This is a genomic window from Paeniglutamicibacter sp. NPDC012692, from assembly GCF_042901625.1.
Taxonomy (GTDB): domain Bacteria; phylum Actinomycetota; class Actinomycetes; order Actinomycetales; family Micrococcaceae; genus Paeniglutamicibacter.
Genome location: NZ_JBIBDE010000001.1, coordinates 1,309,108 through 1,331,115 on the forward strand (window position 1 = coordinate 1,309,108; position 22,008 = coordinate 1,331,115).

Annotated in this window: 31 protein-coding genes; all 31 read right to left on the reverse strand. The window is 60.6% G+C overall.

The window, feature by feature from the left end:
• Positions 1 to 77: 77 nt before the first annotated feature.
• The 31 genes from ACFY5D_RS06025 to tuf all read right to left on the reverse strand — a co-directional run bounded on the left by ACFY5D_RS06025 (position 78) and on the right by tuf (position 21,953).
• Entirely contained in the window at positions 78 to 1,085 is a 1,008-nt protein-coding gene (locus ACFY5D_RS06025) for a DNA-directed RNA polymerase subunit alpha (protein ID WP_209998403.1), read from the reverse strand.
• Between the two features lie 169 nt (positions 1,086 to 1,254).
• Positions 1,255 to 1,656 (reverse strand): 30S ribosomal protein S11, encoded by a 402-nt coding sequence (gene rpsK / locus ACFY5D_RS06030; protein ID WP_387526406.1) that lies wholly within the window; start codon positions 1,654 to 1,656, stop codon positions 1,255 to 1,257.
• Between the two features lie 41 nt (positions 1,657 to 1,697).
• Positions 1,698 to 2,072, reverse strand: a complete 375-nt coding sequence (rpsM, locus tag ACFY5D_RS06035) for a 30S ribosomal protein S13 (protein WP_068731550.1) — start codon at positions 2,070 to 2,072, stop codon at positions 1,698 to 1,700.
• 150 nt (positions 2,073 to 2,222) lie between these two features.
• Positions 2,223 to 2,336: a 50S ribosomal protein L36 gene (gene rpmJ, locus ACFY5D_RS06040; RefSeq protein ID WP_071894985.1), complete on the reverse strand. Its 114-nt coding sequence runs from the start codon at positions 2,334 to 2,336 to the stop codon at positions 2,223 to 2,225.
• A gap of 90 nt (positions 2,337 to 2,426) precedes the next feature.
• Complete coding sequence (gene infA, locus ACFY5D_RS06045; RefSeq protein WP_068731548.1) at positions 2,427 to 2,648, reverse strand: translation initiation factor IF-1; 222 nt, start codon at positions 2,646 to 2,648, stop codon at positions 2,427 to 2,429.
• A 421-nt stretch (positions 2,649 to 3,069) separates the two neighbouring features.
• Positions 3,070 to 3,900 (reverse strand): type I methionyl aminopeptidase, encoded by an 831-nt coding sequence (gene map, locus ACFY5D_RS06050; protein ID WP_387526411.1) that lies wholly within the window; start codon positions 3,898 to 3,900, stop codon positions 3,070 to 3,072.
• A 104-nt stretch (positions 3,901 to 4,004) separates the two neighbouring features.
• Positions 4,005 to 4,577, reverse strand: coding sequence for an adenylate kinase (locus ACFY5D_RS06055; protein WP_387526414.1), 573 nt, complete (start codon positions 4,575 to 4,577; stop codon positions 4,005 to 4,007).
• A complete protein-coding gene (gene secY, locus ACFY5D_RS06060; protein ID WP_387526416.1) occupies positions 4,574 to 5,878 on the reverse strand; it encodes a preprotein translocase subunit SecY in 1,305 nt (434 codons plus the stop codon). Before secY ends, ACFY5D_RS06055 begins: the two co-directional genes overlap by 4 nt.
• A 265-nt stretch (positions 5,879 to 6,143) precedes the next feature.
• On the reverse strand, positions 6,144 to 6,599 hold the full coding sequence (gene rplO / locus ACFY5D_RS06065; protein WP_209998423.1) for a 50S ribosomal protein L15: 456 nt from the start codon (positions 6,597 to 6,599) through the stop codon (positions 6,144 to 6,146).
• A gap of 2 nt (positions 6,600 to 6,601) precedes the next feature.
• The gene (gene rpmD, locus ACFY5D_RS06070; protein ID WP_209998433.1) at positions 6,602 to 6,808 is read right to left on the reverse strand and encodes a 50S ribosomal protein L30; all 207 of its coding nucleotides are present in this window, start codon (positions 6,806 to 6,808) and stop codon (positions 6,602 to 6,604) included.
• A 3-nt stretch (positions 6,809 to 6,811) separates the two neighbouring features.
• Positions 6,812 to 7,492, reverse strand: coding sequence for a 30S ribosomal protein S5 (rpsE, locus tag ACFY5D_RS06075; protein WP_209998435.1), 681 nt, complete (start codon positions 7,490 to 7,492; stop codon positions 6,812 to 6,814).
• A gap of 29 nt (positions 7,493 to 7,521) precedes the next feature.
• Entirely contained in the window at positions 7,522 to 7,893 is a 372-nt protein-coding gene (rplR, locus tag ACFY5D_RS06080) for a 50S ribosomal protein L18 (RefSeq protein WP_387526421.1), read from the reverse strand.
• Between the two features lie 3 nt (positions 7,894 to 7,896).
• Entirely contained in the window at positions 7,897 to 8,433 is a 537-nt protein-coding gene (gene rplF / locus ACFY5D_RS06085; protein WP_387526424.1) for a 50S ribosomal protein L6, read from the reverse strand.
• Between the two features lie 21 nt (positions 8,434 to 8,454).
• Positions 8,455 to 8,853, reverse strand: a complete 399-nt coding sequence (gene rpsH, locus ACFY5D_RS06090) for a 30S ribosomal protein S8 (RefSeq protein ID WP_068731531.1) — start codon at positions 8,851 to 8,853, stop codon at positions 8,455 to 8,457.
• A 62-nt stretch (positions 8,854 to 8,915) separates the two neighbouring features.
• A complete protein-coding gene (gene rplE / locus ACFY5D_RS06095; RefSeq protein WP_387526427.1) occupies positions 8,916 to 9,485 on the reverse strand; it encodes a 50S ribosomal protein L5 in 570 nt (189 codons plus the stop codon).
• Positions 9,485 to 9,829: a 50S ribosomal protein L24 gene (gene rplX, locus ACFY5D_RS06100; protein WP_068731527.1), complete on the reverse strand. Its 345-nt coding sequence runs from the start codon at positions 9,827 to 9,829 to the stop codon at positions 9,485 to 9,487. The genes rplE and rplX overlap by 1 nt, the downstream gene beginning before the upstream one ends.
• Positions 9,830 to 9,831: 2 nt before the next feature.
• Entirely contained in the window at positions 9,832 to 10,200 is a 369-nt protein-coding gene (gene rplN, locus ACFY5D_RS06105) for a 50S ribosomal protein L14 (protein ID WP_209998446.1), read from the reverse strand.
• A 390-nt stretch (positions 10,201 to 10,590) separates the two neighbouring features.
• Positions 10,591 to 10,878, reverse strand: coding sequence for a 30S ribosomal protein S17 (rpsQ, locus tag ACFY5D_RS06110; RefSeq protein WP_209998448.1), 288 nt, complete (start codon positions 10,876 to 10,878; stop codon positions 10,591 to 10,593).
• Positions 10,878 to 11,186 carry a 50S ribosomal protein L29 gene (gene rpmC / locus ACFY5D_RS06115; RefSeq protein WP_387526432.1) on the reverse strand — a complete coding sequence of 103 codons (309 nt, stop codon included), beginning with the start codon at positions 11,184 to 11,186 and terminating at the stop codon, positions 10,878 to 10,880. Before rpmC ends, rpsQ begins: the two co-directional genes overlap by 1 nt.
• A 3-nt stretch (positions 11,187 to 11,189) precedes the next feature.
• Positions 11,190 to 11,606 carry a 50S ribosomal protein L16 gene (gene rplP, locus ACFY5D_RS06120; protein ID WP_068731518.1) on the reverse strand — a complete coding sequence of 139 codons (417 nt, stop codon included), beginning with the start codon at positions 11,604 to 11,606 and terminating at the stop codon, positions 11,190 to 11,192.
• On the reverse strand, positions 11,607 to 12,428 hold the full coding sequence (gene rpsC, locus ACFY5D_RS06125; RefSeq protein WP_209998459.1) for a 30S ribosomal protein S3: 822 nt from the start codon (positions 12,426 to 12,428) through the stop codon (positions 11,607 to 11,609).
• Entirely contained in the window at positions 12,429 to 12,794 is a 366-nt protein-coding gene (rplV, locus tag ACFY5D_RS06130; RefSeq protein WP_105548304.1) for a 50S ribosomal protein L22, read from the reverse strand.
• Positions 12,795 to 12,851: 57 nt separating this feature from the next.
• On the reverse strand, positions 12,852 to 13,133 hold the full coding sequence (gene rpsS / locus ACFY5D_RS06135; RefSeq protein ID WP_068731512.1) for a 30S ribosomal protein S19: 282 nt from the start codon (positions 13,131 to 13,133) through the stop codon (positions 12,852 to 12,854).
• 12 nt (positions 13,134 to 13,145) lie between these two features.
• A complete protein-coding gene (rplB, locus tag ACFY5D_RS06140) occupies positions 13,146 to 13,985 on the reverse strand; it encodes a 50S ribosomal protein L2 (protein WP_387526437.1) in 840 nt (279 codons plus the stop codon).
• Positions 13,986 to 14,015: 30 nt separating this feature from the next.
• Entirely contained in the window at positions 14,016 to 14,318 is a 303-nt protein-coding gene (gene rplW, locus ACFY5D_RS06145; protein WP_071212935.1) for a 50S ribosomal protein L23, read from the reverse strand.
• The gene (gene rplD, locus ACFY5D_RS06150; RefSeq protein ID WP_387526441.1) at positions 14,315 to 14,917 is read right to left on the reverse strand and encodes a 50S ribosomal protein L4; all 603 of its coding nucleotides are present in this window, start codon (positions 14,915 to 14,917) and stop codon (positions 14,315 to 14,317) included. Before rplD ends, rplW begins: the two co-directional genes overlap by 4 nt.
• Positions 14,918 to 14,921: 4 nt before the next feature.
• The gene (gene rplC, locus ACFY5D_RS06155; RefSeq protein WP_209998465.1) at positions 14,922 to 15,572 is read right to left on the reverse strand and encodes a 50S ribosomal protein L3; all 651 of its coding nucleotides are present in this window, start codon (positions 15,570 to 15,572) and stop codon (positions 14,922 to 14,924) included.
• Positions 15,573 to 15,591: 19 nt separating this feature from the next.
• Positions 15,592 to 15,900, reverse strand: coding sequence for a 30S ribosomal protein S10 (rpsJ, locus tag ACFY5D_RS06160; RefSeq protein ID WP_003803825.1), 309 nt, complete (start codon positions 15,898 to 15,900; stop codon positions 15,592 to 15,594).
• A 581-nt stretch (positions 15,901 to 16,481) separates the two neighbouring features.
• Positions 16,482 to 16,610 (reverse strand): hypothetical protein, encoded by a 129-nt coding sequence (locus ACFY5D_RS06165; RefSeq protein WP_387526445.1) that lies wholly within the window; start codon positions 16,608 to 16,610, stop codon positions 16,482 to 16,484.
• A gap of 54 nt (positions 16,611 to 16,664) precedes the next feature.
• Entirely contained in the window at positions 16,665 to 20,549 is a 3,885-nt protein-coding gene (locus ACFY5D_RS06170) for a hypothetical protein (RefSeq protein WP_387526448.1), read from the reverse strand.
• Between the two features lie 213 nt (positions 20,550 to 20,762).
• Positions 20,763 to 21,953 (reverse strand): elongation factor Tu, encoded by a 1,191-nt coding sequence (gene tuf / locus ACFY5D_RS06175; RefSeq protein ID WP_387526451.1) that lies wholly within the window; start codon positions 21,951 to 21,953, stop codon positions 20,763 to 20,765.
• Between the last annotated feature and the right edge of the window lie 55 nt (positions 21,954 to 22,008).

The window sequence follows — 22,008 nt, forward strand, 5'->3', positions numbered from 1 at the left end:
CCTAATATGGTGGCCTGCGCAACCCGGGCAAGCCCGGGTGCGAAGGTTTAAGTTCTGTAGCGGGTAGCTAAGAAGCCTTAGACTTCTTCGTCACCGTAGACGTCATCGTCGCCAATGGCTGCGGCACGTGCGGCCAGATCGAAGCCCGGAGGGGAATCCTTCAGGGCCAGACCCAGATCGATCAGCTTCGCCTTGACCTCGTCGATGGACTTCGCACCGAAGTTACGGATGTCCATCAGGTCGGCCTCGGAGCGAGCAACGAGTTCACCCACGGAGTGGATGCCCTCACGCTTGAGGCAGTTGTACGAACGAACGGTCAATTCGAGGTCTTCGATCGGCAGCGCCATGTCGGCTGCGAGTGCGGCGTCCGTCGGGGACGGGCCGATCTCGATGCCTTCAGCGGCGGTGTTCAGCTCGCGTGCCAGGCCGAACAGTTCAACCAGGGTGGTGCCTGCGGATGCAACGGCATCGCGCGGGGCAATCGAATCCTTGGTTTCAACGTCGACAATGAGCTTGTCGAAGTCGGTGCGCTGTTCAACACGGGTGGCCTCCACGCGGAAGGTCACCTTCATTACCGGCGAGTAAATCGAATCCACAGGGATGCGACCAATTTCGGCGTCCGCGTTCTTGTTCTGCGATGCAGAAACATAGCCACGGCCACGTTCGATGGTCAGTTCCATGTCGAACTTGCCCTTCGCGTTCAAAGTCGCGATGTGCAGGTCCGGGTTGTGGAATTCAACGCCGGCTGGCGGGGTGATGTCGGCTGCGGTAACGACGCCCGGGCCCTGCTTGCGCAGGTAGGCGACGACCGGCTCGTCATGTTCGGAGGACACCGAGAGGCTCTTGATGTTAAGAATCAGCTCGGTGACGTCTTCCTTCACGCCGGCTACGGTGGTGAACTCGTGCAGTACTCCGTCGATCCGAACGCTGGTGACAGCTGCACCAGGGATGGAGGAGAGCAGGGTACGGCGAAGCGAGTTACCCAGGGTGTAGCCGAAGCCAGGCTCCAACGGTTCAATTACGAAACGGGAGCGGTTCTCCGCTACGACTTCTTCGGTCAGGGTGGGGCGCTGTGCAATAAGCACTTACATTTCCTTTCAGCGAGCGTCCGCTATATGACGCAACACAGGGGGTGGAAACGACGTAAGCCTCGTCGGCGTTCGTCTGGTTCGGTCTGGCTTGCCGTGGCGATCCTGCCGCCGCGTCAAAATCCGAAGGATGTTGAACACGGCGGCAGGAAAGCCAGACAGTCAATTAGACGCGGCGACGCTTTGGCGGGCGGCAACCGTTGTGTGCGCTTGGGGAAACGTCCTGGATGGACCCAACCTCAAGGCCAGCAGCCTGCAGCGAACGGATCGCGGTTTCGCGTCCCGATCCCGGGCCCTTGACGAAGACGTCAACCTTACGCATGCCGTGCTCCTGAGCGCGCTTTGCAGCGGCCTCGGCGGCCATCTGAGCAGCGTACGGAGTCGACTTGCGCGAGCCCTTGAATCCAACCTCGCCGGCCGAGGCCCAGGAGATTACAGCACCGGTCGGATCCGTGATGGAAACGATGGTGTTGTTGAAGGTGCTCTTGATGTGCGCCTGTCCGAGCGCGATATTCTTTTTGTCCTTGCGACGCGGCTTGCGTACCGCTCCACGAGTCTTGGGGGGCATTCTTACTCCTACGAAAAATTTGGCTTAGTCGACCGCTAGATTTAGCGGGACTTCTTCTTACCGGCGACGGTACGCTTCGGGCCCTTGCGGGTACGAGCGTTAGTCTTGGTGCGCTGACCGCGGACCGGCAGGCCCTTGCGGTGGCGGATGCCTTCGTAGGAGCCGATTTCAACCTTGCGGCGGATATCAGCTGCCACTTCACGGCGGAGGTCACCCTCAACCTTGAAGCTGCCTTCAATGAAGTCACGCAGCTGAACCAGCTCAGCGTCGGTCAGATCCTTGACGCGAGTGTCCGGGTTGATCCCGGTCTCGGCAATGGTCTGTTCTGCACGGGTCTTGCCCACGCCGTAGATGTAGGTGAGCGCAATGATCACACGCTTTTCGCGTGGGATGTCTACGCCAGCTAGACGAGCCATATGCTATGTCTACCTTTCGATGTGCGGAGGTCTTAAGCAGTACATCCTAGTTACCCAGGCCCCGGCCTCCGTGCCGAGGGATGCATCGCGCGTTTGGATGCTGTACTGCCGATTTCATTACTACGCGCAGGGTTTTCCCGTGAGGGAAAATTAGCCCTGACGCTGCTTGTGGCGTGGGTTTTCGCAGATCACCATGACTCGACCATTACGTCGAATCACCTTGCACTTATCGCAGATCGGCTTCACGCTAGGGTTAACCTTCACGGCTTACTCCTTTTGCGGTTGCGGTTTCAGTGGAGCGTAACTACCTTCGTCGCCCGGATCCCCTAAGGGAACCTGGACAATGAAAAGTCTTTACTTGTAGCGGTACACGATACGGCCGCGGTTGAGGTCGTACGGGCTGAGTTCCACCACTACGCGATCCTCAGGGAGGATTCGAATGTAGTGCTGACGCATCTTTCCCGAGATAGTTGCAAGCACAACGTGTCCATTGGGCAGCTCAACACGGAACATCGCATTGGGCAGCGCCTCTGATACGGTGCCTTCTACCTCGATGACACCCTCTTTCTTGGCCATATCCTCCGCTAACTTTTGTTGTCGGCAACATTTATCACCGACAGGTTTATGGTTCTGGCCGCAGTTCTCCCGGAAACCTAAGCAATTGCTTTTGGGCACCAAGGAACAGACAACCAACAGTCAAGCCTACGCGGTGGGTGGCTTAAAGGGAAATCCCCTTGGGCGCCAACTTTAGTTAGTTTGCCCACACCAGCGCCGTGGCCGCACCGACCCCAGAGCAACGGGTGAACAAGACGGAGACCGTATCCAGTGTTGAGTGCGGGCTCCGTCGACGCATTGTGTCGTCATCGGGGATGTTGCAAAACGCGCAGCGGCCTCCTAGCTTCATCCATCTCCCGCTCGCGCACAACCGCAGGCGTCCCGGGGTCAAAAAAGTGGGCCAGGGTTCTAGAACCCTGGCCCACTCTCCATGATCTATCCGCTACGGAACGATCGGGGACGGCGTAACTCCGAAGGGAGCAAGGCCCGCCACTCCCCCGTCGTGCGCGGTGAGTACCCAGATGCCACCCATGTGCACGGCGACGCTGTGCTCCCACTGCGAGGCGCGTGCGCCATCGACAGTGACAACGGTCCAGTCATCCTCAAGCACCTTTGTCTCGAGGTCGCCGCGTACGAGCATCGGCTCGATCGCCAGGCACATGCCCGGCTTCACCCGCGCACCGCGGTGGCCGGTGCGGTAGTTCAGCACGTCCGGCGCCTGATGCATTTCCGAACCAATGCCGTGCCCCACGTAGTCCTCGAGGATACCCAAGGGCGCGCCCGGCACCGAGGAAACGAAGTCGTCGATGGCGTCACCGATCTGTCCAACAAAGCGAGCCTCGGCCAATGCCGCGATGCCGCGCCACATCGCTTCCTGTGTGACATCCGAGAGCCGCTGGTCCTCGGGGTCGGCGGTGCCAAGGATCACGGTGCGGGCGGAGTCGGCGTGCCAGCCGTCCACGATGGCGCCGCCGTCGATCTTCAACACGTCGCCGTCCTTGAGCACGTAGTCGCTCGGGAAGCCGTGGACGACCTCTTCGTTGACGGAGGCGCAGATGGTGGCGGGGAACCCATGGTAGCCCTTGAAGTTGGACTTGGCGCCGTGGCGTTCCAGCACCGAGGCGAAGACCGAATCGACGTGGGCGGTGGTGACACCGATTTGCGCCGCCGCAACCGCCTCGTCCAGGGCTTCGGCCAATACCAAGCCGGCTTCACGCATCTTCAGGATCTGCTGGTTGGTTTTGTACTCGATTTTTGGTTGGCCGAAAGCCATGGTGTTTGTCCCTTCGAAGACTGATTAGCACTATTATCGCAAAAAGCCGCGGGGACCTGCACGCTATGTGCGGATCCCCACGGCTATTTGCTTACGGCCTTTGCTTAGGCGTTCTGTTCCAGCGCGTCCAGGACGCGGTTGGTGACTTCGTCGATTTCGCCGATTCCATCAACCTGGCGCACGATGCCGCGCTCCTGGTAGCGGTTGACCACGACTGCGGTTTCCGCGTGGTAGAGGCCCAGACGGTGACGGATGACCTCTTCGGTGTCATCCGCGCGGCCTTCAATTTCCGCACGCTTGAGCAACCGGACAACCAGTTCCTCGTCGTCGGCGGTGAGCTGAAGAACCGCATCCAGTTCCACGCCGGCGTCGGAGAGGATCGAGTCCAGCTCATCGACCTGAGCGCTGGTGCGCGGGTAGCCGTCGAGCAGGAAGCCGTCCTTGACGTCTTCCTGGGACAGTCGGTCGCGCACCATCGAGTTGGTGACCGAGTCGGGAACGAAGTTCCCTGCATCAATGTATTTCTTGGCTTCAATGCCGAGGGGGGTTCCGCCCTTGACGTTGGCGCGGAAGATATCACCGGTCGAGATTGCCACAACATTGAGGCGCTCCGAGATACGTACAGCCTGGGTGCCCTTGCCGGCACCTGGCGGTCCAATGATCAACAGTCTTGTCATCGCAGAAGTCCTTCGTAGTGTCGCTGCTGCATTTGTGCGTTGATTTGCTTGACGGTCTCAAGGCCCACACCAACCATGATGAGGATCGAGGTTCCGCCAAACGGGAAGTTCTGATCGGCGTTGAAGAGCACGAATGCAATCAACGGAATCAGTGCCACGAATGCCAGGTAAATGGCACCCGGGAGAGTGATGCGGCTGAGCACGTATTCAAGGTACTCGGCCGTCGGGCGTCCGGCACGGATGCCCGGGATGAAGCCGCCGTACTGCTTCATGTTGTCCGAGACCTCGGTCGGGTTGAACGTGATGGCCACGTAGAAGTAGGTGAAGCCCACGATCAGCAACGCGTAGACGGCCATGTACAGCGGGGAGGAACCGGAGAAGTGGGTCGAGATCCACAGCGCCCAGTCCGGAAGCGTTCCGTCCTGGCGGGTGTTGAACGTGACCAGCATGCCCGGCAGGGCAAGCATGGAGGAAGCGAAGATCACGGGGATCACGCCGGCCATGTTGACCTTGATCGGGATGTAGGTGGAGGTTCCGCCCACGGTGCGGCGGCCAACCATGCGCTTTGCGTACTGGACCGGGATGCGTCGCTGGGACTGCTCAACAAAGACAACCAGGGCAATGACGGCCAGTCCAACGAGGATGACACCGACGAAGGTGCCCCAGCCCTGGGACTTGATGATGGCACCCATGGAAACCGGGAAGCCGGAGGCAATCGACGTGAAGATCAGCAGGGACATGCCGTTGCCGATGCCGCGTTCGGTCGCCAGTTCACCCATCCACATGATCAGGCCGGTGCCTGCGGTGAGCGTGATGATCATCAGGATGATCACGATCAGGCTCTGGTCCGGAACGATCGGCAGCTGGCAGCTCGGGAACAGGGTTCCGCTGCGTGCCAGGGAGACCAGCGTGGTTGCCTGCAGCAGGCCAAGTGCGATCGTCAGGTAGCGGGTGTACTGCGTCAGGATCGCCTGGCCGGACTGGCCTTCCTTGTGCAGCTCCTCGAAGCGCGGAATGACCACGCGCAACAGCTGAATGATGATCGAGGCCGTGATGTAGGGCATGATGCCCATGGCAAAGATCGATACCTGCAGCAACGCTCCGCCACTGAACAGGTTGACGAACTGGTAGAGACCGCCGCTGGTGTTGCCGGCGGCCAGACACTGCTGGACGTTTGTGTAGTCCACACCGGGTGCAGGAATGTACACACCGGCGCGGTAGATCGCGATGATGGCGAGCGTGAACAACAACTTGCGTCGCAGGTCAGGCGTCCGGAATACCCGGGCAATGGCGCTGAACAAGCGTCCTCCTGAATGGTGATGGCCGGGATACCCGGAGATGACCTATCGATTCTACCGGGTGACTAGCGTTACTAACCAAATGCGCCGCGGCAAAAGTGAAATGAATCCCATGGCTGATCGATATTTTCGGCGGGGAATTGGCGCACTCCCCCGACTTTCGGTGCCTGGGCGAGGGCCGGAAATGACAAAAAAGAGGGGTTCCGGGAATCCGTTTCCGAATTCCTGAAACCCCTCTTTCCGCTATGCGATCAAGAGATCACGTAGCTTAGAGCTCTACAGCCGAACCGCCGGCTGCGACGATCTTCTCTGCTGCGGACGAGGAGAAGGCGTTGACCTTCACGTCGACCTTGACGGTGAGCTCGCCCGAGCCAAGGATCTTGACTGGCTCGTTCTTGCGAACGGCGCCCTTCGCGACCAATGCCTCAACGGTGACCTCGCCACCTTCCGGGAACAGCTCCGAGATCTTGTCCAGGTTTACAACCTGGAACTCGACGCGGAACGGGTTCTTGAAGCCGCGAAGCTTCGGAAGGCGCATGTGCAACGGCAGCTGGCCGCCGGCGAAGCCGGCCTTGACCTGGTAGCGTGCCTTGGTGCCCTTGGTACCGCGACCAGCGGTCTTACCCTTGGATGCCTCACCACGACCCACACGGGTCTTGGCCTTCTTGGCACCTTCGGCCGGACGCAGGTGGTGTACCTTCAGTGCGTTTTCTTTTTCAGCCATGATTACTTCGCCTCCTCAACCTTTACGAGGTGCGGAACCGTGTTGACCATACCCACGGTCACGGCGTCAGCGGTACGGGTCACGGTGTGACCGATACGCTTCAGACCGAGCGAGCGAAGGGTGTCGCGCTGGTTCTGCTTGCCACCAATGGTGGACTTGATCTGGGTGATTACCAGCGTAGCGTCGCTAGGGACAATGTTCTTTGCCACTACTTACGCACCTGCCTTCTGGTTCTGGATGTTGCGAAGCATCTGCGCCGAAACAACCTCGTCCAGCGGCAAGCCACGACGGGCTGCAACTGCCTGAGGCTCTTCAAGGGCCTTCAGAGCGGCAACGGTGCCGTGAACGATGTTGATCTGGTTGCTCGAGCCCATGGACTTGGACAGAACATCGTGGATGCCTGCACATTCCAAGACGGCGCGAACCGGACCACCGGCGATAACGCCGGTACCCGGCGATGCCGGACGGAGGAGAACTACGCCTGCAGCGGCTTCACCCTGCACCATGTGCGGGATGGTGGTGCCGATGCGCGGAACGCGGAAGAAGGACTTCTTGGCTTCTTCTACGCCCTTGGCGATTGCTGCTGGAACTTCCTTGGCCTTGCCGTAGCCGACGCCAACGAGACCGTTGCCATCGCCAACAACAACAAGTGCGGTGAAGCTGAAGCGACGACCACCCTTGACGACCTTGGATACGCGGTTGATAGCTACAACGCGCTCAAGGAACTTGTCCTTGTCTTCGTTGCGGCTGTCCTTCGAATCGCGGCCACGGCCACGACCCTCGCCACGGCCACGGCCTTCGCCACCACGTCCACGGCCTTCGCCGCGACGAGCGCCGGCGTTGTCCGCGGCGGGAGCAGCAGCAGTCTCGACTGCCTCAGTAGCTTCAGACACCTGAGTTTCCTTCTTGTTAGTTGCTTCGCTCACAGTGCCAGCCCACCTTCGCGTGCACCTTCAGCAACAGCAGCCACGCGACCGTGGTACTTGTTGCCGCCGCGGTCAAAGACCACAGCTTCGATGCCGGCAGCCTTGGCGCGCTCGGCAACGAGCTCGCCAACGCGCTTGGCCTTGGCGGTCTTGTCGCCATCGAAGGCGCGCAAGTCAGCTTCAAGCGTGGACGCGAACGCCACGGTGATGCCCTTGCTGTCGTCAACGATCTGAACGAACATGTGGCGTGCCGAGCGGTTAACGACCAGGCGCGGACGCAACTCGGTGCCGGTGATGCGCTTACGAACGCGCAGGTGGCGGCGGCCGCGTGCGGCAGCCTTGCTCTTACCCTTGATTCCGATAGCCATGGTTTACTTACCAGCCTTTCCGACCTTGCGGCGGATGATTTCGCCAGCGTAGCGAACACCCTTACCCTTGTACGGGTCGGGCTTGCGGAGCTTGCGGATGTTGGCGGAAACTTCGCCAACCTGCTGCTTGTTGATACCGGAAACGGTGATCTTGGTGTTGCCGTCGATCGCGAAGGTGATGCCTTCGGGAGCTTCGACAACAACCGGGTGCGAGAAGCCGAGGGCGAACTCGAGAGTCGAGCCCTTCAGTGCAACGCGGTAACCGGTACCGTGGATTTCCAGCTTCTTTTCGTAGCCAGCGGTGACACCGATGATCATGTTTTCGATCAGGGTGCGGGTCAGGCCGTGCAGCGAACGCGAATCGCGCTCGTCGTTCGGGCGAGACACGGTGACGATGTTCTCTTCGAGAACAACGGCAATCGGGCTTGCTACGGTGTGGGTCAGTTCGCCCTTGGCGCCCTTGACGGAGACAACGTCGCCATCAATCTTGAGCTCGACGCCGGCAGGAACAGTGATCGGAAGACGTCCAATACGTGACATGGTTTCTTTCTCCCTTTCCCGTTACCAGACGTAGGCGAGGACTTCCCCACCTACACCCTTCTTGGCTGCCTGGCGGTCGGTAAGCAGACCGGAGGACGTGGACAGGATGGCGATGCCGAGTCCACCAAGGACGTGCGGCAAGTTGGTGGACTTTGCGTATACACGCAGGCCCGGCTTCGAAATACGGCGAACGCCAGCGATTGAACGCTCGCGGCTCGGGCCGAACTTCAGGGTGATGGTCAGCTTCTTGCCAACCTCTGCTGCTTCTTCAACGAACGAGGCGATGTAGCCCTGTTCCTTGAGGATCTGGGCAACGCGCACCTTCAGCTTCGACGACGGCATTGCAACCGTGTCGTGGTAAGCCGAGTTGGCGTTACGCAGACGAGTCAGCATATCTGCGACAGGATCTGTCATTGTCATTTGGGCTTCTGCCCTTCCTCGCTACGGTTTCCGCGCAAGCGCGGACCTGCAACGTAGTTGATCTAGTTGGCGGTCTTGAACGGGAAGCCCAGTGCCTTGAGCAAGGCACGACCTTCGTCGTCGGTCTTCGCGGTGGTCACTACGGTGATGTCCATGCCGCGAACGCGGTCGATGGAATCAACATCGATTTCGTGGAACATGGACTGTTCCGTGAGACCGAAGGTGTAGTTGCCGTTGCCGTCGAACTGCTTCGGGCTCAGGCCACGGAAGTCGCGGATACGCGGCAGTGCCAGCGTAACCAAGCGGTCCAGGAATTCCCACATGCGATCGCCGCGAAGCGTAGCGTGGGTACCAATCGGCATGCCTTCGCGCAGCTTGAACTGTGCGATCGACTTGCGGGCCTTGGTAACCAACGGCTTCTGGCCGGTGATTGCGGTGAGGTCGCGAACTGCGCCTTCGATGAGCTTGGAGTCCTTGGCGGCTTCGCCGACACCCATGTTGACTACAACCTTGACCAAGCCCGGAACCTGCATCGGGTTGGAGTAGTTGAACTCAGCCGTGAGGGCTTCGCGGATCTCGGCGGCGTACTTGGTCTTCAGACGTGGCTGGATGTTCACAGCTGCTTCAGTCATTACAGTGCCTTCCCGGAAGACTTGGCGTAGCGAACACGGACGGTCTTGGAGACGCCGTTCTTCTCTACGGTTTCCTCACGGAAGCCAACGCGAGTCGGCTTCTTGGTTTCCGGATCAACGATTGCCACGTTCGAGACGTGCATCGGGGCCTCAACGACCTCAATGCCACCAGTCTGCGTGCCACGCTCGGTCTGACCGGCCTTGGTGTGCTTGGTGACGCGGTTGACGCCTTCAACAATCACGCGCTGCGCTGCCGGGAATACCTTCAGCACCTTGCCCTGCTTGTTGCGGTCGGAACCGGCGATGACCTGAACGAGGTCACCCTTCTTAATCTTTGCACCCATGGTTACAGTACCTCCGGAGCCAGGGAAACGATCTTCATGAACTTCTTGTCGCGAAGCTCACGACCCACCGGACCGAAAATACGGGTACCGCGGGGCTCGCCGTCAGCCTTGAGGATGACAGCTGCGTTCTCGTCGAACTTGATGTAGGAACCGTCTGCACGACGGCGCTCCTTCTTGGTGCGAACGATGACAGCCTTGACGACGTCACCCTTCTTTACGTTTCCGCCAGGGATAGCATCCTTGACGGTGGCGACAATGATGTCGCCAATGCCTGCGTAGCGACGGCCAGAGCCACCGAGAACACGAATGGTAAGGATTTCCTTAGCACCGGTGTTATCGGCAACCTTCAGTCGCGATTCCTGCTGAATCACTTTTCACTCCTGTCGTCTCGCTGGTTCTCCTAGGGAGCCTTGCGGAACGGATATGGTCCATCCCAGCCTTCACTTACCCCCACCTCCAAACACTTCAACCCGCACCGCAAAGCGGTAGCTGGATTTCATGCTGGGGAAGCAGGGCCGAGGCGTTAGCTGAGAGCTATGCCGCACAAACCTTCGGGCCCGTAAACGCCCGTCCGAGTGCACTATGCGTGGCGCTTGAGGTGGATAGTCTCCAAACGCAACGCGCACAGGATATCAAGTCTACGTTAAAAAGGCCGAGACCCGAAATCGAGTGCATAGCACAGGATTTCGGGTCTCGGCAAACGCTGCGCACCCCCGTTGAAGAGGGTGCGCAGCAACGCTAAGCGTCGAGGGTCAAAAAGCTTACTTAGCCTTTTCGATGACCTCTACCAGGCGCCACCGCTTGTCAGCGGACAGCGGACGGGTCTCGGCGATGAGAACGAGGTCGCCGATGCCGGCAATGTTCTCTTCGTCGTGAGCCTTCACGTTCTTGTTGCGACGCATGACCTTGCCGTAAAGGGCGTGCTTAACACGGTCCTCTACGTCAACGACGATGGTCTTCTGCATTTTGTCGGAAACCACGTACCCGCGGAGGGTCTTGCGGTCGTTGCGCTCTGAAGCTGCATCCACGACGTTCTCCTTCTCGCTCATTACTTGGCTTCCTCAGTTGCTTCAGCAGCTTCGGCCTTCTTCGAAGACTTCTTGGCCTTCGGGGCTTCTTCTACTGGGACAACAACGTCCGGACGAATGCCCAGCTCGCGTTCGCGCAGTACCGTGTAGATACGAGCGATATCGCGCTTGACAGCCTTCAGGTTGCCGTGCGATTCAAGCTGACCGGTGGCCGACTGGAAACGGAGGTTGAAAAGCTCCTCCTTGGCCTTCTTGAGCTCCTCGACCAGACGGGCGTTATCAAAGCCGTCCAGTGCTTCGGTTGCTAGATCCTTGGATCCGATTGCCATTCCTTATTCACCACCTTCGCGACGCACAATGCGTGCCTTCAACGGCAGCTTGTGGATTGCCAGGCGCAATGCCTCGCGTGCTACCTCTTCACTGACACCGGAGAGTTCGAAGAGAACTCGTCCCGGCTTTACGTTTGCGACCCACCATTCCGGCGAACCCTTACCGGAACCCATGCGGGTTTCGGCAGGCTTCTTGGTCAGCGGACGGTCCGGATAAATGTTGATCCAGACCTTACCGCCACGCTTGATGTGGCGGGTCATGGCGATACGAGCAGCTTCGATCTGGCGGTTGGTAACGTAGGCCGGGGTAAGGGCCTGGATACCGTATTCGCCGAAAGCTACCGTGGTACCGCCCGATGCTGCGCCACTCCGCTTGGGGTGGTGCTGCTTACGGAACTTTACGCGGCGTGGGATAAGCATTTAAGCCTGTCCTCCTTCTGCGCCTGCTGCCGGAGCTTCAGCAGCTGCTGCTGCTTCCGGTGCAGTGTTGCGGTCGTTGCGACGACGACGTTCGCCACCTTCTGGACGTCCACCCGGGCGTCCGCCCGGACGGTCGCCGCGGCCACGAGCAGGAGCTGCTGCAGCCTGGGCTGCCAGTTCCTTCGAGGTTACGTCGCCCTTGTAGATCCAAACCTTCACGCCGATGCGGCCGAAGGTGGTCTTGGCTTCGAACTTGCCGTAGTCGATGTTCGCACGGAGGGTGTGCAGCGGCACACGACCTTCGCGGTAGAACTCCTTGCGGGACATTTCTGCGCCGCCAAGACGACCCGAGCACTGTACGCGGATGCCCTTGGCACCTGCGCGCATTGCCGACTGCATTGCCTTCTTCATCGCGCGGCGGAAAGCCACACGCGAAGCAAGCTGCTCGGCGATGCCCTGTGCAACAAGCTGAGCTTCGATCTCGGGGTTCTTGACCTCGAGGATGTTCAGCTGAACCTGCTTCTGGGTGAGCTTTTCAAGCTCGCCACGGATGCGATCGGCTTCGGCGCCGCGGCGACCGATAACGATGCCCGGACGTGCGGTGTGGATATCCACACGAACACGATCGCGGGTGCGCTCGATCTCGACGCGGGCGATGCCGGCGCGCTCCATGCCGGTGGTCATCAGTTCGCGGATACGGATGTCTTCTTTTACGAAGTCCTTGTATCGCTGGCCGACCTTGGTGGAATCAGCGAACCAGTGCGAAACGTGGTCCGTGGTGATACCGAGGCGGAACCCGTGCGGGTTAACCTTCTGTCCCATTTACTTTTCCCCACCCTTCTTAGGGGTTGCGACGACCACAGTGATGTGGCTCGTGCGCTTCTTGATCTGGTATGCACGACCCTGAGCACGCGGCTGGAACCGCTTCATGGTCGGACCCTCGTCAACAAACGCTTCGCTGATGATCAGCTCGTCTTCGTTGAACGCGATTCCCTCGCGATCAGCAGCGGCACGGGCGTTAGCCACGGCCGATGCTACAACCTTGAACACCGGTTCAGAAGCTGCCTGTGGGGCAAACTTCAAAATCGCCAGTGCTTCGTTCGTCTGCTTGCCACGAACCAGGTTGACGACGCGCCGGGCCTTCATAGGCGTCACGCGAATATGGCGCGCAATTGCCTTGGCTTCCATTGCTTTCCTTCTCTCGTCTTCTCGAAGAAGTGCTAAGCACTCACTAACCCTTGCGGGTTAGCGGCGCTTGCCCTTCTTGTCGTCCTTTACGTGGCTACGGAACGTCCGCGTCGGGCTGAATTCGCCGAGCTTGTGCCCGACCATCGACTCGGTGACAAACACAGGAATGTGCTTGCGTCCGTCGTGTACGGCGATCGTGTGCCCGAGCATGTCGGGGATGATCATCGAACGGCGGGACCACGTCTTGATGACGTTTTTGGTGCCCTTTTCGTTCTCAGCAGCTACCTTGACAAACAGGTGCTGATCGACGAAGGGGCCTTTCTTCAGGCTGCGTGGCATGTTTCCAGGCTCCTATCGCTTGTTCTTGCCGGTACGACGGCGACGCACAATGAGCTTGTCGCTTTCCTTGTTCGGACGACGAGTGCGTCCTTCACGCTTACCGTTCGGGTTGACCGGGTGACGACCACCGGAGGTCTTGCCTTCGCCACCACCGTGCGGGTGGTCAACCGGGTTCATGGCAACGCCACGTACGGTCGGGCGAACGCCCTTCCAGCGCATACGGCCGGCCTTGCCCCAGTTGATGTTCGACTGCTCGGCGTTGCCGACCTCGCCGACGGTTGCGCGGCAGCGCACGTCAACGTTGCGGATTTCGCCGGAAGGCAAACGGAGCTGAGCGTAGCGACCCTCACGGGCCACCAGCTGAACCGAGGCACCTGCGGAACGAGCCATCTTGGCGCCGCCGCCGGGACGCAGTTCCACAGCGTGGATAACGGTACCCACCGGGATGTTGCGCAACGGCAGGTTGTTGCCTGGCTTGATGTCGGCGTTGGGGCCGGCTTCAATGGCATCGCCCTGGGAGAGCTTGTTCGGTGCAATGATGTAACGCTTGGTTCCATCAATGTAGTGAAGAAGCGCAATGCGAGCGGTACGGTTCGGGTCGTACTCGATGTGAGCGACCTTTGCCGGTACGCCGTCCTTGTCGTGACGACGGAAGTCGATCAGACGGTACTGGCGCTTGTGTCCGCCACCCTTGTGACGGGTGGTGATCTTACCGGTGTTGTTACGGCCGCCAGTCTTGTGCAACGGGCGAAGCAACGACTTTTCCGGAGTCGAACGGGTGATTTCTGCGAAGTCGGCAACGCTCGAGCCGCGAAGGCCCGGGGTTGTCGGCTTGTACTTACGGATTCCCATAGTTTAATTCCTCGTTAAAGTGGTCTCCGCTTAAGAAAGCGGACCGCCGAAGATGTCAATCGAGCCTTCCTTCAGGGAGACGATCGCACGCTTGGTAGCCTTGCGCGTCCCCCATCCGAACTTGGTGCGCTTGCGCTTACCGGCACGATTAAGGGTGTTTACGGAGTCAACCTTGACCGAGAAGATAGCTTCTACGGCGTTCTTGATTTCCGTCTTGTTTGAACGCGGGTCAACGAGGAAGGTGTACTTGCCTTCGTCGATCAGACCGTAGCTCTTTTCCGAAACGACGGGTGCGATGACCACATCGTGCGGAGCCTTTGAGAAGGTGCTCACTTGGCTTCCTCCTTCTGGACCAGGGCGTCAAAAGCAGCCTTGGTGAAGATGACGTCATCGGAAACCAGAACATCGTAGGTGTTGAGCTGGTCTACGTAGAGAACGTGTGCAGCCACGATGTTGCGGCACGAGAGTGCTGCTACGTCGTTGTTGCGTTCGATGACTACGAGCAGGTTCTTGCGCACGGACAGCGAGCGCAGGGTGGCCAAGGCCTCCTTGGTGGACGGCGTGGTGCCGGCAACCAGGGCTTCAATGACGTGGATGCGGTTGTTGCGAGCGCGGTCAGACAGGGCGCCGCGCAGTGCAGCAGCCTTCATCTTCTTGGGGGTGCGCTGGCTGTAATCGCGAGGGGTCGGACCGTGGACAATGCCACCGCCGGTCATGTGAGGAGCACGGATGGAACCCTGACGGGCGCGGCCGGTACCCTTCTGCTTGAACGGCTTGCGACCTGCGCCGGAAACTTCCGAGCGGTCCTTGGTCTTGTGCGTGCCCTGACGAGCAGCTGCGAGCTGGGCCACAACGACCTGGTGCAGCAGCGGAACGTTGGTCTGGACGTCGAAGAGCTCCGAAGGGAGTTCTACGGTAAGTGCCTTAGACATTTAGTTATGCTCCCTTCACAGCGGTGCGCACGAGAACGACGCGGCCGCGAGCGCCTGGAACGGCACCCTTGATCAGCAGGAGGTTCTTCTCGGCATCCACAGCGTGAACCGTGAGGTTCTGCGTGGTAACGCGATCGACGCCCATGCGGCCGGCCATCTTCTGGCCCTGGAACACGCGGCCCGGGGTCGAAGCGCCACCGATGGAGCCTGGCTTACGGTGGTTCTTGTGAGCACCGTGCGATGCCGGAGCACCGTGGAAGCCGTGGCGCTTCATAACGCCAGCGAAGCCCTTACCCTTGGACGTTCCAACAACGTCGACCTTCTGGCCGGCGGTGAAGATTTCGACGGAGAGTTCCTGGCCCGGGGCGTAGGATTCAGCGTCTGCGGTGCGCAGCTCAACAACGTGGCGACGCGGGGTAACCCCGGCGGCCTCGAAGTGGCCAGCCAAAGGCTGGGTGACCTTGCGCGGATCGATCTGGCCGTAGCCGATCTGAACTGCAACGTAGCCATCGCGTTCGGCGTTGCGCAGCTGGGTCACGACATTGCTGTCGGCCTGTACAACGGTTACCGGGATGAGGTTGTTGTTCTCGTCCCAAACCTGGGTCATGCCGAGCTTCGTGCCCAGCAGGCCCTTTACATTACGGGTTGCGGTCATAGTTTTCTCGCCACCTCCCCTAGAGCTTGATTTCGATGTTGACATCCGCCGGCAGGTCGAGACGCATCAGCGAATCTACGGCCTTCGGGGTCGGATCGATGATGTCGATCAGACGCTTGTGCGTGCGCATTTCGAAGTGCTCACGGCTGTCCTTGTACTTGTGTGGCGAACGGATAACGCAGTAAACGTTCTTTTCCGTCGGCAGCGGCACTGGGCCGACTACGGTTGCGCCTGCGCGCGTGACCGTCTCAACGATCTTCCGGGCAGAAACGTCAATGACCTCGTGGTCATACGACTTCAGCCGGATGCGGATTTTTTGTCCCGCCATGGCGTCATGCCTCTTTCTAATTAGCACTCTCTGTACAGTTACTGTGCCCTACGGGTTCCTGGGAACCGGCACGCCTCGCATCGAACTGAATCCGGATAAATCCGGGTTCCTCAATCCGCCGAAGCCCGACCCCCGCGCTCGGGCGTGTCGCGGTTGAAGGCGATACTAACCCGCATGAATGCGTGGGGGTGATGTTCACGTTTCCAAAAAATTCGGTCGTATTGCTCCCCAGCCCCGGGCATTATCCCGGGTGAGACACAATCTCGGTTGAAAAATCATTGCCCCGGTCTCGGTTACCCGACCAGCAGACATGAACCATGGAAATACTCATGAACAACTTGTCTATTCTGGCAGATGCCGGGCCAAAACACCAAATGCGGCCTCTCGGCGGCTCGAACACCCACCGAACCCACACACCCCCGCACAACGCCGCCCGAGACAACAACCCGTGGCTCGGAAACAGCAAAACCACCGCCGGCACGGGCAATCGGCCCCCGCCACTCCCCCGCCGACGCTCTTGGATCCTGACAGCCAGGGGCCGTTCGAGTGAGCAAGCTCACCGCATCTGTGTGCGGGTGGTGCTACTGCCCGTCGCGGTTTGCCCGGCGAATTGACTTCGCGCGCCCGATTTCCTTCGCAAAGTGCTTGCGCGCCCAAAAGATAGCTCCACCCGCGGCGACCAGCACCACGACAACAATGAGGAATTCCATGCCACCAAGATTAGTCCCTTGGTTCGTTCCGGCGCATGGACCAGCTTCCCGGATTCAGAGCCAGGTACGTGGCTGCTCCGCGGCACCCGGGCCAGCGCCGGGCGTCCCCGAATCCGGCGCCGTTGCCTCCGGCATCGGGGAGGGCCGCGGTTCGCCCGCGTCGGCCGCGTTCTTGTTCATCCTGCCAAGTCGCCAAAGGGCCAGGGCAATGAGCCCAGCCGCGAGAAGCAGCAACAGCACGAAGGTGTACCCGCGCAGGAACCAGAGCACCGCGACTCCGATCCCGACCGCCGCCCAAAGGGTGAAGAGCCTGCGGTTGGAAAGCAACCCGAACACCAGCAGAGCAGTGAAGCTCAACAACACCAGCATCTGTTGCCCCAGCGTCGAGGTCAGGATGGTGCCGAGCCCGGTGAGCGAAAGCAAGGCCATGGAAGCGACCAACGTGTAAACGGCACGCCTCTCACGCTTACGGTAAAACTCGTAGGCTGCCAGCGCGGCAAGGACAAGCACCCAGTAATAGGCGAATGCGAAAAGCCCGAACCCGTCACTCGCAACCCACCAGCAACGCTGGGCAATGGCCGCAGTCGACATCGCGGCAATTTCGAAGGAGTTTTCGCGTTGGGTCGCTGGCACCTCCAGCGTCGAAGCCGTGCACAGCGCAACCACCGCCAGTCCGGCACCGATGTAGGTCAGGGAAGGGGTTCCCTCAACAAGTCCAAGGAATCCGGCCGAAGCGACTGCAACCAAAGCGCCGGTGAACAATATCCGCGCATGGGCAGGAGACCAGCCGTCGGTGCGCTGGAACAAACCTGCAAGGGAAACGGCTTCACCGGAGAACCGTCCGCCGAAGATCGCCGCGATGAGCAAGATCAGGGCCGTCGAGCAGAGCAGCAGCATCGTATCCTGCGGTTCGCCGCCGGGAATGCCTGCGGCTTCACGGAACCAGTCGAGGCCGTGCGCCGTGGCGTAGAGAAGGAACGAAATCGAACCGACCACGACCAGCGGCAAGCCCCACGTCGACGCGAAGACCAAGCCGCCAACCACGCCTAGAACCCCGGCAAGAACCTTCCACCCTTGCCCCATGTCCTGGACCAGGACAAGGATCGAAACGAAGAACAACACCGTCAGCATCAGGCGCAGCCACCTGTACTCTGAGCCGCGCACGTTCCGCAGCTCGGCCAGCAAGAACGCGACAACCAACACCGCCATGGCGATACCGGCAGGCCCGTCACCCCACAGGGGAACCGGCAGCCAACCCCCGGCGCGCAGTCTTGTGCCGAGCGTGGGTGTCAAAACCAGGCCGAGGACGGCAAGACCCGCAAGTATCCAGGCGCCATGGAACAACACGCCCCGCGGTTCACGCGTCGCAGCAAAGACGGTCGCAAAGAGCAACAGGCACAGGAACTGGACAAGCAGCGCTGCCTGGTCGTAGGTTCCGATGCCTCCCGCCAGATACGCCGCAGGAATCATCGCCAACAGTGCGGCCGTTGCAATGCTCAACCACAGCTGATGCGTGGAGGGCCTGACGGCTGCAACGCGCCTGCCCGCGAGAACACGCGCACTTTGTGCCACTGAGGTGGTCAATGCCAGCAGCGCGAATTGGCCGTGGCTGTCCATGCTGAAACGGTCCGCCACATGCCAGGCCGTTCCGGAAAGGAGTACTTGCGCCAGCACCGCATAGACGACTCCCGGCACCGACGAATCCTCCGCCAGGAGCCGGGACACAACGTAGGCCAGTGAGAGCATCGCGACGACTTCCACCAGCCACGACGGGTCGAGCCCGGCTGCCAGCAACAACGCAGCGAGGATTGCAACGACGCCTCCCAGGTGAACCAGAAGCCGGGGCCATCGGGGAGAACCGGGGTTATCTGCCGCGTGCGATTCCGGCCCGTCACCGGACGGCGACCGCAACCCCAGTACCGCGGTCGCTCCCAAGAGGCCGCCTGCCAGGATCAACCACATGAACACCGGATCCCAGTCGAATGCCAGCCAGAATTCGGTGCTCCAGCCATGCCCGGGGCCCGCCGAGAAGCGGTCCATGGATTGCAGTCGGCCAACGAGGAAGGTGGTGGCCGTGGCCAGCAGCACTCCGCCGGCGAAGACTGCCGACTCCCCCACTGCGAAGCTTGCATCAACGCCGTCGGCGGATTCTGGCCGGCGCCCGGCACGGCTCCTGCGCAATGCGAGGGCCGACCAAACCACCTGGACCAGCACCCCCAAGGTGAATCCCACGAAACCGGCGATCTGGCCGGCGCGGATTCCAGCCAAGTAGCCTACGTCCTCCCCCGTCGCGTTCAGCGCCGGCATCGACGGGTTCGGCAGCAGCGCCCATCCCAGCGCGGCAAACTTGAACAGCGCGCCAACCGCCAAAGGCGCAACGAGCCGTGCCGTGAACTTCAATGCCCGCGTTCGGGCTGTCCGTTCACAGCGCGCCAACCACCAGCTGATGGCAAGTGCAACGCCCAGCAGTATGGCTTGGCGGCCGGCGGAAAACACGCCGCCCTCAAGCAGGCTCAACAACCCGACCCCCAGCGGGGCCCACATGAAACCGCGACCGAGTTTGCGCGCCAGCAACGACGCAGCAACCAACACCACCGGCAACGACCAGTTCAGCTCGGGACTTGGGGGCCCTGCCGACCGGAAACCACCGCGCAAGATACCGTCGAAACCCCCGACAGCGCACGCGGCGGCGGCCGCCAGCAGCACCCAGATTTCGGTTCGCACGGCCTCTCCCTTGCGGGCAATCCTGTCCGAATACGGCTCGGCGAGGAACGCCAGCAACACCGACTGCGCCACGAACACCACCGCGAGGATACGCAAGGTCGTCGCCAGTGGGACATCTGCGTGGTCAAGGAAAGCGACAAGGCAGAGCATCGCGGCGGCGCGGGCTGCGGCAAGATGCCAGAACCGTTCGGAGGGTTTGGCCGCGACCAGGGCGACCACGTAGTAAGCTGCGGCCGCGGCGAAAAGCCATCCGAAGTCCAAGGAATCCAAAACACCGATGGATACGAGTGCCGCCAAAAGCGTCGCGGGCACCAGATAACGGTGGGCCGCGGAGAAGGACTGCAGGTAGATGCTGCCGATCCACTGCGGCTTGCGCGTTCCTACCAGGGTGATGGCGGTGGCCAGCAGCATGCTGAAGAGGAAGTAGTAGATCAGACCGCGGTTGAGCACGGCACCGCCCGCATAGGCGGTGGACACCATGAATGTCGTGCTCAATGCCGCAATGACCCTCGACTGCAGTTTCCCGGCTGCATACATGAAGGCGACGGTTCCAACGACCGAGGTAACCAGCCAGACAATCCCGGGGCTTGAGGGAAGCAACACGAAGTGTGCAAGCCCCGTCATCGGGAGCAGCGCGAGCCCGGTCGCGGTGAATGCCGCGGCGGCGGGGCGCAGTCGTTCGCTGCGCGCGTGCATGATCAGGCCCGCCGCGTAGAATCCAGCAGTGACAAGGCCCAGTCCCACGACCTTGGCAGTCGACGGCAACGCAATGGCGATGAACAACGAGGCCGCCGCAACCATGAGCAGCGCTGCAACGTAGAGCGTGATGTTGATGTTTCGCAGTGCCCGAACGCGCGGATCCACTGGGACAAGTGGTAGCGCTGCGGGGGCCTGCGAATACATCGGACCGGGAACGCCGGATCCGGTCATCCAGGGAAAGCCCGGGGCCGGACTCTCTGGGGCTGCTGCCGGCGGTGGCGCCGGAGGAAATGCTACTCCCCCGGTATCCGACGGGTCGGCGTATTCCCCGCGTTGTTTTCCGGCACCGGCGTCGCCGGCAGCGAACAGCCGTGCGGCATCGAAACCTTCCTGCCAGGCGCGGGCCAAAGCGGTTGACTTCACCAGCTCCTGCCGGCGGGCCTTTCCAGTGCTGGCTATCCTGCCGACGAACACGCCGATGAAAAACACGATCAGCGAAACGATCAACGTTGTCATGGGGGGGCTCGCACCTTCCGCGGATGATTCTTTGTCCGGCTACCGGTGACGGGCCCGGGCCGCGTTACAGCGTACACCATTCAGACTAATCGTTTTATTTACAGTTTGCGGTGTCACGCGGACGAAAACTGCAACAAAAAAGAGAAGGCCCCGGCTGTCGAAACAGCGGGGGCCTTCTCTTTAGACCGTTAGGTCAAGATCTGCGAAGTAAACTTACGCGGTGATCTTGGTAACGCGTCCCGAACCAACGGTGCGGCCGCCTTCGCGAATTGCGAAGCCGAGGCCCTCTTCCATGGCGATCGGCTGGATCAGCACGACAGACATTTCGGTGTTGTCGCCAGGCATAACCATTTCCGTGCCTTCCGGCAGGGTGATAACGCCGGTTACGTCCGTGGTACGGAAGTAGAACTGCGGGCGGTAGTTCGAGTAGAACGGGTTGTGGCGTCCGCCTTCATCCTTGGACAGGATGTAGACGTTGGCTTCGAAATCGGTGTGCGGGGTGATGGAACCCGGCTTCACGATAACCTGGCCACGCTCTACGTCTTCGCGCTTGATACCGCGAAGCAGCAGACCACAGTTCTCGCCGGCCCAAGCCTCGTCGAGCTGCTTGTGGAACATCTCGATACCGGTAACCGTGGTCTTCTGGACCGGGCGGATGCCGACGATCTCAACCTCGGAGTTGATAGCAAGGGTGCCACGCTCGGCGCGACCCGTTACAACGGTGCCACGACCGGTGATGGTGAAGACGTCTTCAACCGGCATCAGGAACGGCTTGTCACGGTCACGGATCGGGTCCGGAACGTGGTTGTCCACAGCGTCCATCAGGTCCTCAACGGCCTTGACCCAAACCGGGTCGCCTTCGAGTGCCTTCAGGCCGGAAACGCGCACAACAGGTGCCTCGTCGCCGTCGAAGCCCTGCGAGGAGAGAAGTTCGCGAACTTCCATTTCCACGAGGTCGAGGAGCTCTTCGTCATCTACCATGTCGGACTTGTTCAGTGCGACGAGCAGGTACGGAACGCCAACCTGGCGAGCAAGCAGAACGTGCTCACGGGTCTGAGCCATCGGGCCGTCAGTAGCGGCAACCACGAGGATCGCGCCGTCCATCTGAGCAGCACCGGTGATCATGTTCTTGATGTAGTCAGCGTGACCCGGGGCATCAACGTGTGCGTAGTGACGCTTCTCAGTCTGGTACTCAACGTGAGAAATGTTGATGGTGATACCGCGCTGGCGCTCTTCCGGCGCCGAGTCGATCTGCGAGAAATCGCGCTGTTCGTTCAAATCCGGGTACTTGTCAGCAAGTACCTTGGAAATGGCGGCAGTCAACGTGGTCTTACCGTGGTCAACGTGACCAATGGTGCCGATGTTGACGTGCGGCTTGGTCCGCTCGAACTTTGCCTTTGCCACAGGTTCCTCCTAGAAACGTTTACAGAAGACGTACCTCGCCCACTCGGATCGCGGG

Coding starts and splice junctions, on each gene's coding strand:
- rpsK (WP_387526406.1), bottom strand. CDS start 1,656: ATGCCCCCCAAGACTCGTGGAGCGGTACGCAAGCCGCGTCGCAAGGAC.
- rpsM (WP_068731550.1), bottom strand. CDS start 2,072: ATGGCTCGTCTAGCTGGCGTAGACATCCCACGCGAAAAGCGTGTGATC.
- infA (WP_068731548.1), bottom strand. CDS start 2,648: ATGGCCAAGAAAGAGGGTGTCATCGAGGTAGAAGGCACCGTATCAGAG.
- map (WP_387526411.1), bottom strand. CDS start 3,900: ATGGCTTTCGGCCAACCAAAAATCGAGTACAAAACCAACCAGCAGATC.
- ACFY5D_RS06055 (WP_387526414.1), bottom strand. CDS start 4,577: ATGACAAGACTGTTGATCATTGGACCGCCAGGTGCCGGCAAGGGCACC.
- rplO (WP_209998423.1), bottom strand. CDS start 6,599: ATGGCTGAAAAAGAAAACGCACTGAAGGTACACCACCTGCGTCCGGCC.
- rplR (WP_387526421.1), bottom strand. CDS start 7,893: ATGGCTATCGGAATCAAGGGTAAGAGCAAGGCTGCCGCACGCGGCCGC.
- rplF (WP_387526424.1), bottom strand. CDS start 8,433: ATGTCACGTATTGGACGTCTTCCGATCACTGTTCCTGCCGGCGTCGAG.
- rpsH (WP_068731531.1), bottom strand. CDS start 8,853: ATGACAATGACAGATCCTGTCGCAGATATGCTGACTCGTCTGCGTAAC.
- rplE (WP_387526427.1), bottom strand. CDS start 9,485: ATGACTGAAGCAGCTGTGAACATCCAGCCACGTCTGAAGACCAAGTAC.
- rplX (WP_068731527.1), bottom strand. CDS start 9,829: ATGGGTGCAAAGATTAAGAAGGGTGACCTCGTTCAGGTCATCGCCGGT.
- rpsQ (WP_209998448.1), bottom strand. CDS start 10,878: ATGAGCGAGAAGGAGAACGTCGTGGATGCAGCTTCAGAGCGCAACGAC.
- rpmC (WP_387526432.1), bottom strand. CDS start 11,186: ATGGCAATCGGATCCAAGGATCTAGCAACCGAAGCACTGGACGGCTTT.
- rplP (WP_068731518.1), bottom strand. CDS start 11,606: ATGCTTATCCCACGCCGCGTAAAGTTCCGTAAGCAGCACCACCCCAAG.
- rpsC (WP_209998459.1), bottom strand. CDS start 12,428: ATGGGACAGAAGGTTAACCCGCACGGGTTCCGCCTCGGTATCACCACG.
- rplV (WP_105548304.1), bottom strand. CDS start 12,794: ATGGAAGCCAAGGCAATTGCGCGCCATATTCGCGTGACGCCTATGAAG.
- rpsS (WP_068731512.1), bottom strand. CDS start 13,133: ATGCCACGCAGCCTGAAGAAAGGCCCCTTCGTCGATCAGCACCTGTTT.
- rplB (WP_387526437.1), bottom strand. CDS start 13,985: ATGGGAATCCGTAAGTACAAGCCGACAACCCCGGGCCTTCGCGGCTCG.
- rplD (WP_387526441.1), bottom strand. CDS start 14,917: ATGTCTAAGGCACTTACCGTAGAACTCCCTTCGGAGCTCTTCGACGTC.
- rplC (WP_209998465.1), bottom strand. CDS start 15,572: ATGACCGCAACCCGTAATGTAAAGGGCCTGCTGGGCACGAAGCTCGGC.
- rpsJ (WP_003803825.1), bottom strand. CDS start 15,900: ATGGCGGGACAAAAAATCCGCATCCGGCTGAAGTCGTATGACCACGAG.
- ACFY5D_RS06165 (WP_387526445.1), bottom strand. CDS start 16,610: ATGGAATTCCTCATTGTTGTCGTGGTGCTGGTCGCCGCGGGTGGAGCT.
- ACFY5D_RS06170 (WP_387526448.1), bottom strand. CDS start 20,549: ATGACAACGTTGATCGTTTCGCTGATCGTGTTTTTCATCGGCGTGTTC.